The organism is Candidatus Hydrogenedens sp., from assembly GCA_035378955.1.
Lineage (GTDB): Bacteria > Hydrogenedentota > Hydrogenedentia > Hydrogenedentales > Hydrogenedentaceae > Hydrogenedens.
In genome coordinates this window covers 1-14712 of sequence record DAOSUS010000029.1, presented here as the reverse complement: position 1 = coordinate 14712, position 14712 = coordinate 1, and the positions used below count along the sequence as shown (strand labels likewise).

Annotated in this window: 16 protein-coding genes; 6 read left to right on the top strand and 10 right to left on the bottom strand. The window is 34.7% G+C overall.

Annotated features, from left to right (window positions below; all coding sequences use genetic code 11):
• Positions 1 to 3 precede the first annotated feature (3 nt).
• From nusA to PLA12_07650, 9 genes are all read right to left on the bottom strand, one after another.
• On the bottom strand, positions 4 to 1071 hold the full coding sequence (gene nusA / locus PLA12_07690; GenBank protein ID HOQ32379.1) for a transcription termination factor NusA: 1068 nt from the start codon (positions 1069 to 1071) through the stop codon (positions 4 to 6).
• Positions 1072 to 1101: 30 nt separating this feature from the next.
• Positions 1102 to 1560, bottom strand: a complete 459-nt coding sequence (gene rimP / locus PLA12_07685) for a ribosome maturation factor RimP (GenBank protein HOQ32378.1) — start codon at positions 1558 to 1560, stop codon at positions 1102 to 1104.
• A 119-nt stretch (positions 1561 to 1679) separates the two neighbouring features.
• Positions 1680 to 2363 (bottom strand): peptidoglycan editing factor PgeF, encoded by a 684-nt coding sequence (gene pgeF / locus PLA12_07680; GenBank protein ID HOQ32377.1) that lies wholly within the window; start codon positions 2361 to 2363, stop codon positions 1680 to 1682.
• Between the two features lie 25 nt (positions 2364 to 2388).
• The gene (gene hslU / locus PLA12_07675; protein HOQ32376.1) at positions 2389 to 3783 is read right to left on the bottom strand and encodes an ATP-dependent protease ATPase subunit HslU; all 1395 of its coding nucleotides are present in this window, start codon (positions 3781 to 3783) and stop codon (positions 2389 to 2391) included.
• On the bottom strand, positions 3777 to 4241 hold the full coding sequence (rpiB, locus tag PLA12_07670; GenBank protein ID HOQ32375.1) for a ribose 5-phosphate isomerase B: 465 nt from the start codon (positions 4239 to 4241) through the stop codon (positions 3777 to 3779). The genes hslU and rpiB overlap by 7 nt, the downstream gene beginning before the upstream one ends.
• Before the next feature lie 17 nt (positions 4242 to 4258).
• The gene (locus PLA12_07665) at positions 4259 to 4858 is read right to left on the bottom strand and encodes an L-threonylcarbamoyladenylate synthase (protein HOQ32374.1); all 600 of its coding nucleotides are present in this window, start codon (positions 4856 to 4858) and stop codon (positions 4259 to 4261) included.
• A complete protein-coding gene (gene rdgB / locus PLA12_07660; protein ID HOQ32373.1) occupies positions 4836 to 5459 on the bottom strand; it encodes an RdgB/HAM1 family non-canonical purine NTP pyrophosphatase in 624 nt (207 codons plus the stop codon). The genes PLA12_07665 and rdgB overlap by 23 nt, the downstream gene beginning before the upstream one ends.
• Entirely contained in the window at positions 5452 to 6168 is a 717-nt protein-coding gene (rph, locus tag PLA12_07655) for a ribonuclease PH (GenBank protein HOQ32372.1), read from the bottom strand. Before rph ends, rdgB begins: the two co-directional genes overlap by 8 nt.
• A 108-nt stretch (positions 6169 to 6276) precedes the next feature.
• The gene (locus tag PLA12_07650) at positions 6277 to 7896 is read right to left on the bottom strand and encodes a S41 family peptidase (GenBank protein HOQ32371.1); all 1620 of its coding nucleotides are present in this window, start codon (positions 7894 to 7896) and stop codon (positions 6277 to 6279) included.
• Between the two features lie 175 nt (positions 7897 to 8071).
• Here PLA12_07650 and lon point away from each other — a divergent pair, with 175 nt between their 5' ends.
• Genes lon through PLA12_07630 form a run of 4 tightly spaced genes read left to right on the top strand, consistent with a single transcriptional unit; the run spans position 8072 to position 13594 of the window.
• Entirely contained in the window at positions 8072 to 10480 is a 2409-nt protein-coding gene (gene lon, locus PLA12_07645) for an endopeptidase La (protein ID HOQ32370.1), read from the top strand.
• Between the two features lie 5 nt (positions 10481 to 10485).
• On the top strand, positions 10486 to 12195 hold the full coding sequence (gene polX, locus PLA12_07640; GenBank protein ID HOQ32369.1) for a DNA polymerase/3'-5' exonuclease PolX: 1710 nt from the start codon (positions 10486 to 10488) through the stop codon (positions 12193 to 12195).
• Positions 12174 to 12839, top strand: coding sequence for an endonuclease III (nth, locus tag PLA12_07635; GenBank protein ID HOQ32368.1), 666 nt, complete (start codon positions 12174 to 12176; stop codon positions 12837 to 12839). Before polX ends, nth begins: the two co-directional genes overlap by 22 nt.
• Positions 12839 to 13594 carry a hypothetical protein gene (locus PLA12_07630; protein ID HOQ32367.1) on the top strand — a complete coding sequence of 252 codons (756 nt, stop codon included), beginning with the start codon at positions 12839 to 12841 and terminating at the stop codon, positions 13592 to 13594. Before nth ends, PLA12_07630 begins: the two co-directional genes overlap by 1 nt.
• On the opposite strand, the gene PLA12_07625 is transcribed toward PLA12_07630, so the two are convergent.
• On the bottom strand, positions 13568 to 13897 hold the full coding sequence (locus PLA12_07625) for a Rieske (2Fe-2S) protein (protein HOQ32366.1): 330 nt from the start codon (positions 13895 to 13897) through the stop codon (positions 13568 to 13570). The two genes, PLA12_07630 and PLA12_07625, sit on opposite strands and share 27 nt — an antisense overlap.
• A gap of 125 nt (positions 13898 to 14022) precedes the next feature.
• Here PLA12_07625 and PLA12_07620 point away from each other — a divergent pair, with 125 nt between their 5' ends.
• Positions 14023 to 14262 (top strand): DUF1858 domain-containing protein, encoded by a 240-nt coding sequence (locus PLA12_07620; protein ID HOQ32365.1) that lies wholly within the window; start codon positions 14023 to 14025, stop codon positions 14260 to 14262.
• Between the two features lie 66 nt (positions 14263 to 14328).
• A partial coding sequence (locus tag PLA12_07615) for a GH116 family glycosyl-hydrolase (protein ID HOQ32364.1) occupies positions 14329 to 14712 on the top strand: 384 nt, incomplete at its 3' end.

Sequence of the window (14712 nt, the reverse complement as noted above, 5' to 3'; positions counted from 1 at the left end):
TCATCATTCTTTTTCATCAGAATCACTTTGTTTAGAAACTTGTTCCGCTTTTATATCTATATTCCAACCAACTATACGGGATGTTAGTCTTGCGTTTTGTCCTTGTTTTCCAATGGCTAATGATAATTGGTCATGGGGTACTACAACAGTGATTACTTTCTTTTCTTTATTTATAGATACTTCCACTATATCTGCCGGACTAAGTGCGCGGGCACAAAGTTCCGCCGGATTATCGCTCCATTCTATAATATCAATCTTTTCTCCACCAAGTTCTTCCACAACAGCTCGAACCCTTGCACCTTTAAGCCCTACACATGCTCCGATAGGGTCTACGGTGGGGTCGTGAGATACTACAGCAATTTTACTTCTTTTTCCCGGGTCTCTTGCTACCGCTTTAATTTCGACAATCCCTTCATAAATTTCGGGAACTTCACTTTCAAACAAACTGCGGACTAAATTGGGTGTGGCTCTTGATAAAATTATAATAGGTCCTTTTTGATTTTTATCTTTTTTTTCTACTTTTAATATATAAGCCTTTATTCTATCATTAGGACGATAAATTTCCCCCGGTGTTTGTTCTTTTGCGGGGAGAATTGCCTCTGCTTTTCCTAATGATACGATAATATCTCCTTTGTTAACTTTTTTTACTGACCCCGTAACAAGGTCTCCCTCCCTTTGCTTAAACTCTGCAAAAACATGTTCTTTCTCTGCATCCTTTATCTTTTGAATTATCACATTCTTTGCGGACTGAGCAGCTATTCTACGAAAACCGGACAACTCTGTCGGGACTTTAAGATGATTTCCTATTGCAACATCTGGATTAAGTTTAAGTGCTTCTTCTAATGAAATTTGTGTAGCCGGTTCTTCGACTTTTTCTACGACAGTTCTAATTTCAAAAACTTTAAACTCCAGTGTATCCGGAACAAGTTCAACAACAACCTTTGACTTTTGCCCTATTTCTTTTCTTGCAGCGGCTTCTATTGCACTTCGTATGGCTTCCAGAAGTGCGTTTCGGTCTATGTTCTTTTCCAACTCCAGTTGGTCAAGTATTATTTTAAGTTCCTGATTCAACTGTTTTTTCTCCTTTTTCTTTATTACCTTTTAACGAATTAAATTTGCATGTTTAAGATTTTCTAAATGTATCCGGAATATCTCACCATTGACATTAACCAAAACCATTTCATTTTCAATACCTTGCAGTATTCCTTTGAAATTTTTACGACCGTTCACAGGTAAATCTGTTTGAATTCGAACGGATTCGCCTGAAAAACGAATAAAATCTTTTTCTCGTCTTATAGGACGGTCAAAACCGGGAGAAGATACTTCTAATATATATGAATCTTCTTCCATCTCGACCGTATCTAAAACATTACTTAAAACTCGTGAAACTGCTGTGCAATCATCTAAAGTTATCGGATGCTCTGAACTTTCTATAAACACCCGTAATACAGGAGAACGCCCAAAGGTACCGAACTCCAATTCTATAAGTTCGAAACCTTGTTCTGAGACATACGGTTCCAGTAATATCCACAAATTATGTAATCTTTCTTTTGTGGACATTTCATACTCCTGTTGATATTTATGTGTTTATAATAAGAAAGAGTGGGTTTTTCACCCACTCTTTTGTTTCGCTAATGACATATAAGTTTATCACAAAACAACTTATTCTTTCAATAATTTTAAATCATACCTATGGCATAATTCCTTAATTTTTTATCCCCTCTTCTATAGGAAAAATACTTGTCGTTACAACATGTACATTCACCTAAAATAAATATGTTCTTTTCTTCTATTCCATATTCTATCAATTGCTTTTCGTTTGATTTCCATAAATCAAGGGTCTTTCTTTTAGTTATTACTAAACCTTCCTCAAAACACTGATGTAATATATCATCTGGCAAATGATAACAACACGGGCCTATTGAAGGGCCTATTAAAGCCGTTATATCATTTATATTTGATTTAAATTCCCCAGAGAATTTTACCAACGCTTTTTGAACGATTTTCTTTCTCGTTCCTTCCCTCCCAGCATGTATTACCCCTAATACTTGTTTATTTTTATCGAACAGAAATACAGGGACACAATCTGCGACAGAAATACATAAAGCCACATAAGGAATGTCCGTTATAATTCCATCTGCAGGTATTGTATTTGTTTCTTCTTGATGTTTCACGACATGTATATTATCGGAATGTTCCTGTTTTACTCTACATATTATTTGGGGTTGTATTTCATTCTGATTTAAAATTAACAGCAATTGTTTTGAACTGTGAACTTCTGAAGGGAATAGGGCAAAATCTTCTTTCCTTATTATTCCCGCAAATGACAAACCCAGTTTTACTAATTGGTTTAAATAGAGCATTATATTTTCGTTTAAAGTACTCTTTTTATAAAATGTATTTTGATAAATCTCGATTTTCTACAACCAATTTTAATTTTTCATCTACCCAATTTCTGTCAATAGAAATCACTTTTGTTTCATATTTCTGAACATCAAACATAATATCTTCGAGTACTACTTCCATAATAGTATGCAATCTTCGGGCTCCAATGTCTTCTGTTTCCTGATTAATTTTTTCGCAGTACTCTGCCATACAATCAATAGCATCATCTAAAAATTGTATTTCTATTTGTTCTGTTTTTATTAATTCTGTATATTGTCGAATTAAAGAATTTTTAGGTTCCGTTAATATTCGTTTGAAATCATCTTTACTTAGACTTTTTAGTTCTACTCGAATGGGAAATCTTCCTTGAAGTTCTGGAATCAAATCCGAAACTTTTGTCATGTGAAAAGCACCTGCTGCGATGAATAGAATATGGTCAGTCTGAACTGAACCATATTTGGTCAATACTGTGCTACCTTCTACAATAGGTAATATATCTCTTTGAACCCCTTCCCGAGAGACATCCGGTCCATGGGTAGAAGAACCTTTTGAAGCGATTTTGTCTATTTCATCAAGAAAAATAATTCCTGTATTTTGAACACGGTCAATGGCTTCACGGGTAACTTGTTCTAAATCAATCAAATCCTGCAATACTTCAGCCTCTAATATTCTTCTCGCTTCGCTAATTTTAACCTTTCTTTTTTTAGGAGACTGGGGCATTATCTTACCCAACATGTCTTGCAAAGTTATCTCCATTTCTTCAAAACTTGAACCTGAAAAAACCTGCATTAAGGGCATACCTTTCGAGTCTTTTATGTCTACTTCAATTTCCTTATCTTCAAGCAATCCTTGTTTTAATCGTTCTCTTAATATCTCTTTTGCTTTCTGGGAAGAGTCGTCTTTATTAACAAGAGCCGATTTTTCATCTCCTTGTGAAGGGTCAAAGGGTTTGTAACCATCTGTAGTTTTGGGTTGTTTAGGTAAAAGGAGTTCGAGTATTTTTTCTTCTACAATTTTTTGTGCTTCTTCCTTCTTTTGTTCCTTCATTTCTTCTTTAACCATATTTACCGCAACATCTACTAACTCCCGTACCATGGATTCACAATCCCTACCAACATACCCTACTTCCGTAAAACGGGATGCTTCTACTTTAATAAAAGGAGCATTAACAAGCTTCGCTAAACGGCGGGCTATTTCTGTCTTACCCACACCTGTGGGACCTATCATAATGATATTTTTAGGAATTATATCCTCTTTTAAGTCTGAGGTTATCCTTTGCCTTCTCCAGCGATTTCGGAGTGCTATTGCTACCTTCTTTTTGGCTTCATCCTGGCCTATAATATACTTGTCCAGTTCTTCAACTATTTTTTTTGGGATAAGTTCTTCTTCTCTTAACATTTTAATTCCCCCAATTTATCCATTTTTTCGATTCTTCTTTGATGTCGTTCTTCACCCGAAAAGGGTGTGTTAAGCCAAATATCAATTATTTCATAACATTGTTCTAAGGTTAGTATTCTTCGCCCCAAACAAAGGACATTGGAGTTATTATGCGTTCGGGCTAACTGTGCCATTAAAGGGGTTGTGCATACAGTAGCACGGATTCCCGAGAAACGGTTAGCACTCATAGAAACACCTAAACCTGTTCCACATATTAGAATGCCTTTTTCTATTTCACCTTTTAATAAACCTTCACAAAGTGCTTTGGCATAATCGGGGTAATCTACCGATTCAGGTCCAAATGTTCCATAATCAATCACTTCAAGCCCTTTACTTTTAAGGTACTCCATTATTGATGGTTTGTATAAAGGAGGAGGGCCTTCATAGCCTGCATGGTCACAACCAATTCCAATTTTCATTTTTTTATCCCTATCTATTAGTTTAATATTTGTTGTAATTGACTTTTTTTAATAACTCCTTCTCGAAATATCTCTCCTGTATCAGGGTCAAATACAGTAGATACTTCAGAAGAAATCATTGAGATGTCTTCTATTGCTATTGAAATACCATCAGAAGGTAATTCTAAAATATTTCGTGCTGGGGATTCTCCTGACCGATTTGCTGAAGTAGATGTTATAGCATGACCAAATGCCAATGCTAATTTTTGTGCAACAGGATGAGAAGACCAGCGGACACAAATTTTTCCTTTCCCTGCTGTAAGTTTTTGAGAGAGATTAGATACGGATGGTAATACTAAAGAAAGCGGGCCTGGCCAAAACTTTTCTATGCATATTTTTGCCTTTTCAGAGACGGAAATAACAACTTCATCTAATTGCATTAAACTACCAATTACTAATAAAACAGGTTTGTTTTCTTCCCTACCTTTTAATCGAAACAGTTTCTCGACTGCCTCTTCAGAAAAGGGATTTACAGCAAGACCATAAACTGTTTCTGTAGGATAAGCAACAATTTCATTGTTATTCAGGGCAATGACAGCCTTTTGAATACCTCTATTATCTGCTTGAACAATTAACATAATCAAAACCCCTTAAAAACTCCGCCATCTGCTGAAAAGCCAATGCTCTATGACTTATTTTATTCTTTTCCTCTGGCGAAAGTTCCGCAAATGTATTTTCGTAACCTAACGGAACAAATACAGGGTCATAACCGAAGCCATTTTCTCCGTAAGGTTTTATTGCTATATGCCCTTCAACAATTCCTTTTTCACAATGGGTAAAGCCATTAGGTAAAACAAGCATAGCACAACAAACAAATCGAGCCGTTCTTTCATGCCACGGAATTCCTTCCATTTCATTTAATAGTCTTTGTATATTTCTTTCCGAATCTCCTTCGACACCTCCGTAACTTGAAGAATATACCCCGGGCCTTCCTTCCAGAACATCCACTTCCAATCCAGAATCATCTGATAAGGATGGATATTTTAGTAGGTCTGCACAGGATTTTGCCTTTATCAGTGCATTTTCTTCATAAGTAGTTCCTGTTTCTTCAGGAATAGAAACATCGGGAAAATCTTTTAAAAACTTTATATCCCATTTTGGCAAATTCATTATTTCTACAATTTCTTTATATTTATTTCTATTTCCTGTGGCAAGAACAAGAATATTTTTTTTATTCATTCCAACCTATTGCCTTTTTTTGAATTTCAATAATCTGTTGTATTCCCTGTTCCGCAAGGTCTATAAGGTCATTTAATTGTTTCCTTGTAAAAATACCGTGCTCCCCACATCCCTGAATTTCAATCAATTCTTTTTTTGAGTTCATGACTATATTCATATCTACAGTAGCCTGAGCATCTTCATTGTAATCTAAATCTAAAAGGTATTCACCATTTACCAAACCCACACTCACGGCTGAACATATATCAATTACAGGGTTTCTTTTTAAGAAACCATTATCCACGGATTGTTGTAATGCATCATAAACTGCGACAAAACCACCAGTAATAGAAGCTGTTCTTGTCCCTCCATCTGCTTGAATTACATCACAATCAACCATTATCTGACATTCCCCCATTTCTTTGAGGTCAACAACGGCTCTTAAACTTCTACCAATCAAACGGCTGATTTCCTGCGACCTTCCCTTTCTTATGGATTCTCTGTCTCCCCTTTGCGATGTTGCTCCGGGAAGCATTCCATACTCTGCGGTAATCCAACCCTGACCAGAATCTCGTAGCCACGGGGGGACTTTATTCTCTAAAAAAGCAGTGCAAATAACCTTTGTATCGCCAAAACAAACAAAAACGGAACCGTGAGCATATTTTGTGTAATTTCTTTCAATGGTTATAGGACGAAGTTCGTTGTTAGAGCGATTATAGGACCTATTCATACTCATGATTTTCCTTAAAGTGTTTATATCAAAAGGATGTTGAACTAACTTTTCTTTTTTTCCCATAGATAAACAAAATTGGATAAAATTTTTGTTATTTTAACTTTTTTATTCCGGAGTAGAAGGAACAACAGGTGTATTGTTCTGCAATTCTATTTCGAGTAGTCTTCGTTTAACTACCATATCCTCTTCTTCTTTTCCATCACCTTTCGCTTCTTGCTGAGTTTCCTTGACATCTTTGTGATATTTCTTCAATATATTCTCCCAAACAGGTTCTTCTTGTAAAATTTCGACAGCTTTTTTAAGTTGCGTATCTTCAATCGTTTCCTCAGATGCTTTTTTCCGTCGGAAAAATTCTTTCATCAATTTTACAGCATCTTCACCTGCAACTTTTCCAATCTCATGAAGTAATTGTTCTTGCTCTTGTATTTTTTCCTGAGGAAGCAGAACTATCTCATTACCTGTAACGGAACCATGATTTTGTTCATTAATCTTTGATGGGTCTTTTTCATAGGACTTATACATCTGCAATGCCAATAAGCGTTCCTCTTCATCGGTCATATTCACTTCGACATCCGGCAATATTCCTTGATGGTCTATAGTAACACCTGCAGGGGTATAATATAATGCGGTGGTTAATCTTAATGCCGTTTCATTTTTAGGCGGCAACGGTATAATAGTTTGGACGCTTCCTTTTCCAAATGTTTTTTCTCCAATAACAAGGGCTCTTTGATGATATTGCAATGCCCCTGTTACAATTTCCGAAGAACTTGCTGTCTGACTATTTACGAGTAAAATCATGGGCATATTTAATGGTAAAATAGGTTTTTCTCTCGTTTTTAATTCTAAATCTTTACCATTTTCCTGAGTTAATTGTCCTCTGCTTCTTGTATATGTAACAAGAGAATCCTTGGGCAGGAAAAGTTCACATACTTGTTGAGACGCAGTTAATAAACCTCCGGGATTCCATCTTAAATCCAGAATTAAACCTTTCATTCCCTTATCTAACATCTCACGAATATTTTTCTTTATATCACTTGCCGTGTTTTCCTTAAAATCAGAAATTCGAATATAACCGTATCCGGAAGGTAGTATCCGACTTTCTTTTATACTTTCAAGGGGAACTTTCGCTCGTTCCACTACAACATCAAAAGTTTCACTATCTTTATCTGCATGAGGTCTTTCTATTGTTAATTGTACTTTTGTCCCAATGGGACCCCGAATTTTCTCTGCTGCGGAACTTAGTTTTTCCTGTTCCGACATACCGGGTTTCCATAACTCTTCCACAGCGACATTATCAATTTTTCTTATAATATCGAACGGTTTTAGACCTGCACGAGCAGCAGGAGAATTAGGTATAGGCATGAAAACAATAACATTCTGATTATCATCCATTTTTATGGATACCCCTATACCCTCAAATTCCCCTTGAGTATCGTCTCTTAATGATTTTAAATCTGAAGAGCTTATGTATGAACTGTGACGGTCGAGGCTACTCATCATCCCTACTAAAGCACCTTCAACAATTTTGTTTATATCAACCTCTTTTACATACTCATTTAAAATTGTTTGTAAAGTATGTCCTATTGGCTCAATGGCTTGGTATATATCCGTCTTATTGCTCTGGGCAGAGATTTTGGGTGTAAAGCCATTGGTCAAAAGAGCAATCATTGCTATTAGAAAAATCAAAATAGACAAAAATTCAAATTTGCTGTTTCTATTTGCCATATAACATTCCTATTCTTGGGGTTGTTGCGTTTTTTAATGATTGTAGTTTACCAAATTTAACAATATAACTTCGAATATGTGATATATAACAGAAAACCCCTCACATATATTCTACACTATGATATAATTTTAATCTCAGAAAAATATAATATTTTTATTTAATGGGGATTATACTATGCCAACAAGTAATGATAAACAAGAACAGATTATTATTTCTAACAGTGGTCCAAAAGGTGCTTTACCTGCCCCAACAACCTTTGACATACCGGATACCTTACCTTTACTTGTTTTACAAGATATAGTTGCCTTTCCTATGGCAATGATTCCTTTACATATTACAAGTTCATCTGAAAAAATGATTATAGAAGATGTAACAAAATCGCACCGACTTGTTGCACTTTTGGCTGAAAAGCCCCAAAAGGATAACCAACAAACAAACCTCAAATACAATACCTATTCTATTGGTTGCATCGGCAGAATCCTTCAAGTACATAATTTGCCAGATGGAAGTTTGAATGTATTTATTCAGTCTACACGGAAATTCTTTTCTGGTGGTATTTTGCGGGAGTCTCCCTATCCTATTGTAAGTGTATTCTTAATAGAGGAGCCCGAAATAGATACTAAAGAAATTGAACCTATCGCTTTAGCAATTAAAACACAAATGGGTGAATTAGTTAAAAATAACCCCAATATTCCTGAAGGGGCTATGTCCTTCTTAGAAAGTATTGAAGACCCTGTATTTCTCACAGCAGTTGTTGCCAGTAATATACGATTAAAAATTGAAGAACGCCAGGAAATCCTTGAAATGCCTGACTTAAAATCCCGCATGCTGAAACTGGTAGAAAAACTGCAATATCAGGTAGAACTTGCTCAGGCTTCTACAAAAATTAGAGAAGATGTCCAGAAAACAATAGAAAAAAATCAGAAAGAATTTTTCTTGAGACAACAGTTGAAGGCTATTCAAAAAGAACTCGGAGAAATAGAAGGGAAAGAACAAGAGATTAATGAATATAAAGAAAAAATAGAGGCATTAAAAGCATCTGATGAAGTTAAAAAAGAACTGCTTCGTGAATTAAATCGTCTTTCATCCATGAATGAACATTCTCCTGAATATCATGTAATTATTTCTTATCTCGATACTGTATTAGAACTACCCTGGGGAATATTGACTGAGGATAGACTTGATTTAGTAGAAGCAGAAAATATTTTAAATGAAGACCACTATGGCCTCGATAAGATAAAGCAAAGAATTTTAGAATATCTGGCTGTTCGAAAATTAAAACCCGATACACAAGGACCTATTTTGTGTTTTCAAGGACCACCGGGTGTTGGTAAAACATCTTTAGGACAGTCCATAGCCCGTGCATTGGGACGAAAATTCATTCGTATTGCTCTTGGAGGTATCCATGATGAAGCAGAGATTCGGGGACATCGCAAAACTTATATTGGGGCTATGCCCGGACGGATTATTTCAGGTATTCGTAAAGCAGGTTCACAAAATCCGGTGTTTATGTTAGATGAAATTGACAAATTAGGCACTGATTTTCGTGGGGACCCGGCTTCTGCCTTATTAGAAGTTTTAGACCCGGCACAAAATCACTCTTTCGTTGATAATTATATAAATGTGCCCTTTGATCTATCTCGTGTCTTGTTTATTGCCACTGCAAATGAATTGGAACCCATCCCCTGGGCGTTGCGGGACCGCATGGAAGTGCTTCATCTTCCAGGTTATACTCTTGAAGAAAAAATTGAAATAGCCAAAAAATACCTTATCCCAAAACAGAAAATTTCTCACGGTTTAAATAAAAACCATATTACAATTAAAAAAAGTGCTCTGGCAAAAATTATTTCAAACTATACCCGTGAATCAGGGGTGCGTAATCTTGACCGAGAGATAGCCAATATATGCAGAAAGGTGGCCAGAAAGGTGGCTTCTGGAGACACCGAAAAAACAATAGTAACAAAAGATACTGTAAGGGAATTTTTAGGTCCTGAAAAAATTTATGAAGATTTTATTTCACGAACCAAAATTCCAGGAGTAGTAATAGGGCTTGCGTGGACACCTACTGGCGGAGATATATTGTTCATAGAAGTAACATCCATGCCGGGTAAGGGGAACCTCATACTTACGGGACAGTTAGGGGAGGTTATGAAAGAATCGGCACAAATAGGATTGAGTTACTTGCGTTCCCTTGCTCCTCAACTTAATATATCGGACGATTGTTTTATAAAAAATGATATTCATATCCATGTGCCTTCTGGGGCTGTTCCTAAAGATGGTCCCAGTGCTGGAATTACCTTGCTTACTGCGTTAACATCTTTATTTTTGAAAAAAACTGTTCCCCATGACCTTGCTATGACAGGTGAAATTACTTTACGAGGGAGTGTTTTAGCCGTCGGAGGAATAAAAGAAAAAGTATTAGCAGCAGCAAGGGCAGGTATCAAAAGAATTATTCTTCCTGAAAAAAATAAGAATGACCTTGAAGAAGTTCCAAAATCAATACAGAAGAAAATTAAATTTTATTGGGTATCTCATATTAATGAAGTCCTAAAAATCGCTCTTGGAATTGATACTATTAAGTAAAATCTATGGATAAAGAAGCAATTATTCAATCGTTAAGAGAATTGGCTCAATATCTTGAATTGGATGGAGAAAACCCATTTAAGATTCGTTCTTACTTAAAATCTGCAGAAATATTAGAACATATTCAAGAACCTATTGAAACTCTTATTGAATCGGGAACTTTACGAAATTTAGAAGGAATCGGAGAGGCGATAGAGAAAAAAATTTTAGCATGGTATCATGATGAACCTGTACCAGCATTAGAAAAAGTTAAAAGCAAATATCCATCATCTTTGCTTGAACTTTTTTCTGTTCAATCCCTCGGAGCTAAACGAATACGCAGTTTATTCGATAATCTCCAAATAACAAATCTTGATGACCTATATAAAGCATGTCTGGAAGGTAAGGTCTCTACAGTTACAGGATTTAATAAAAAAATAGAAAATAAAATTATTGAAAGTATTGACTTGTTAAAACAGTGGAAAGGGCAATTTCTATTATCTCATGGTTATGATGTTGCAAAGAAAATGATAGAGAAATTGAAAAACATCCTAGATAGAGATAATATTTACATTGCGGGAAGTTTGAGAAGATATGAGGAAACAATACGAAATATTAACCTATTATTGCTCACAGAGGATAAAGAAACAATAAAACAAAATTTACATGCACTCTTTCCTGAAATAAATAAAGAAAATATAAAGTCTTTTGTTTCCTTAAAATGCTTTGATATACCTGTCTTGATTAATTTCACTAATAATGACGATTTTGGAACCCAATTTGTTTGGAATACAGGCTCAAAACATTTTGTAGATTTATTAATTCAGCATTGCGAACAAAAAAATCTTTGTTTATCCCAACAGGGCTTGTTGAATCCTAATGGAATTCCAATCAATTGTAATACGGAAGAAAATTTTTTCGAATTAATAGGACTTCCTTATTTGTCACCTGAATTAAGAAATATTTACGATGATATGGGCTTTGTATATAAAAATGCAGACAATCTGGTTAAAATGGAGGATATACAGGGAATTGTTCACTGTCATACGCTATATAGTGATGGGCGCAACTCTATTTCTGAACTTGCGGAATATTGTATCCATAGAGGATTCCGTTACATTGTTATTTGCGACCATAGCCAATCTGCGGGTTACGCCAATGGATTATCCATTGAAGATATAAAAAAACAACATGAAGAAATTGAAAAACTAAATAGTATATATAAGCCATTTCAAATCCTAAAAGGAATCGAATGTGATATTAAATCGGATGGTAGTTTGGATTACCCGAATGAGATATTAGATGCTTTTGATGTGGTTATTGGCTCAATACATACTAAATTGGACATGGATAAAACCACTGCTACTCAAAGGTTATTAAAAGCCATTAAAAACCCTCATCTGGATATATTAGGTCATATAAGTGGAAGACTTCTTCTTTCACGGAAAGATTATCCTTTAGAAATGGATACCCTATTAAAAGCCTGTTCCGAACATAATGTTTCAATAGAGATTAATGCAAACCCCCAGAGATTAGACATAGACTGGAAAAATATTTACAAATCTAAAAAATATAACATTAAATATACAATCTCTGTAGATGCACATAACATGGAAGGGATAGAAGATGTTATGTACGGTGTTTATATTGCACGAAAAGGGATTTTAAGACCTAATGAAATTTTAAATTGCAAAAATGTTGAGGATTTTAAAAATTGGTTCAAAAAGAAGATATAAAAAAGAAAAAAGAAAAGGCAAAAAAAATATATGAAAAGTTATCTCAACTTTATCCTGATGCCCATTGCACCTTAAACTATAGGTCGCCGTTTGAATTACTGATTATGACAATTCTTGCTTCCCAATGCACCGATGAACGAGTAAATCAGGTATGCAAGCCCTTATTTCAGGAATTAAAATCGCCACAAGATTTTATTCATATCGGGCAGAAACAATTAGAAAATCGTATACGACCCGTAGGATTTTATAAGAATAAAGCAAAACATATTATCGATACTTGCAAATTATTAATAGAAAAACACGATGGGAAAGTTCCCAGTACAATGGATGATTTACTCCAACTCCATGGAGTAGGAAGGAAAACAGCCAATGTAATTCTTGGCGAATGTTTTAATATACCCGGGATTATTGTTGATACCCATTGTGGAAGATTAGCCCAAAGGTTAGGGCTAACTTCTTCGGACAATCCTGAAAAAATAGAGAAGGATTTAATGCAAATTTTACCCGAAAAAATATGGACATTATTTTCTCATTTGCTTGTTTTTCATGGTAGGAATATTTGTCTTGCACGCAATCCAAAATGTAATCTATGTATAATTAATAAATACTGTAGTTTTTATAAAAAAGTAAATAAAGATAAGTAATGACAACAGCCGCTAAAAAAATACAAGATAGTAATGAAACAGAATATGCAACTTCTTCATTACTGCCAATTACAATAATTATCTATTCGATTTCCGTTTTATATATTGATTTACTAATTACTTTTAATACACACCTTTTCTTTTCCTGGGGAATATTTAATTTCACTTTATCTGATGTGCTATATAAATTTCCCCTATTAAAACACTATTCTTTTATTACAGTATTTGATAATTTTGACCTTTATAAATTTATTTTCTGGTTAATTTTGCCGTTTATTTTATTTAATAAATTTATTGATTTTAAATGGTTTTCTATAAAACATTGGCAAAAACAAGACTATATTATATTTTTAGTTTTTTGCTTGCTCTGCCTGCTTTCTCTAGTTTTTGTTATTCTTTCCCCTACATTAAGTATGTTTTACCAGGGAGTGGGGTCTATTTCCACAAGCCAAAAAATCCAATTTTTCCTCCAACAATTTTTCTGGATAATTTCCTGGCTACCCGGTTGGGAATTCTTAAATCGTCATCTTCTTCTCAGAGCATGCAGACAGTTATCCAAAGGTAGTGGCTGGTTTTTTGTTCCTATTTTGGAAACTCTATACCACATTTTTAAACCCATGCTGGAAATGTTTGGAATGTTTATCTTTTCAATTGTGGCATGCCTTTGGTCTCAAAAAAGAGAGAATAATCTTATGGCATTCTTTTGTCATTTTATTATTGAAATCGGACTAATATTCATCCTTCTGACTACCTGAACCTAAAACAATAAAAATATTCTCTCCTATAATTTCGATAGGACATTGTTTGAGTGGTCTCCCATCTCCTTCTACATTTTCGCCTGATTCTATTTTATATTTCCATTGATGTCTGGGACATGTTACTATTCCATTTTCTTCTTTTCCAGAACTTAAGTCGGCTCCTTGATGTCGGCACATATATTCAAAAACGACATAATTATCGCCCGTTTTTCGTATCAAATAGTTTTTCCCAAGAAATTTCTTAAAAACCTGTTTCTTAGCATTCAATTCATTAATAGTAGCAATCTTTATTCTGTTCACAAACATTGCCTTTCTGTTTTATTAACGGAAATAATAACACTTTTTAGTATGTTGTTTTTATTCGAATTGTTGTATTATGCTTTTTGTTGAGAATAACAAAAATAAATATTGAGAAAGGAACATAAATGTCTGAAAAAGAGAACAAAAACTTTTATCCGGATATGCCCGTAGCAGAGGCAATGGCTGTTCACCCACGAGTTGCAGAGGTTTTTGCCGCATTTCATCTTGGTGGCTGTGCTCATTGTGGAATTAGCCGTTATGAAACGATAGAGCAAGTATGCATGGCTTATGGAGTGGAAACCGATGTTCTGCTTCAAGTATTAGAAGACCTTGTTAAAAAAGCAGAGGCCGAAGAACAAAAATAATTTATAAATAAAACTTTAGTAATTTTTTCGATACATTTTTACGGACATTTGGGAAAGGATATGAGTATGTATTGGGGTAAAAATGTGTATGTAATTTTATTTTTTTTGTTAATTTTTTTCTTCCAAAACTATTTATACTGTGATAATCAAAACGATAATGAAGATAACAGGTATATCATTAACAAAGTCTATAAAGAGGAAAATTTAAAAGAAATAGCATTCCCTTTAGGAGGATTTGGAGCAGGACAGATATACATTCGGGGTAATGGCGAATTAAGTCCATGGGAAATTACGAACAATTTCAATTCTAATACCAATGTTTCTGATGCCTTTTTCTCTATCTATACAGAAGATGGGGAACAAACAAAAGCCTGCATTTTGCAATCAAATCCTGGATTACCCGCCGATGGAATAAATAAAATAAATTTTATAGGCGAGTTTCCTTTTGCG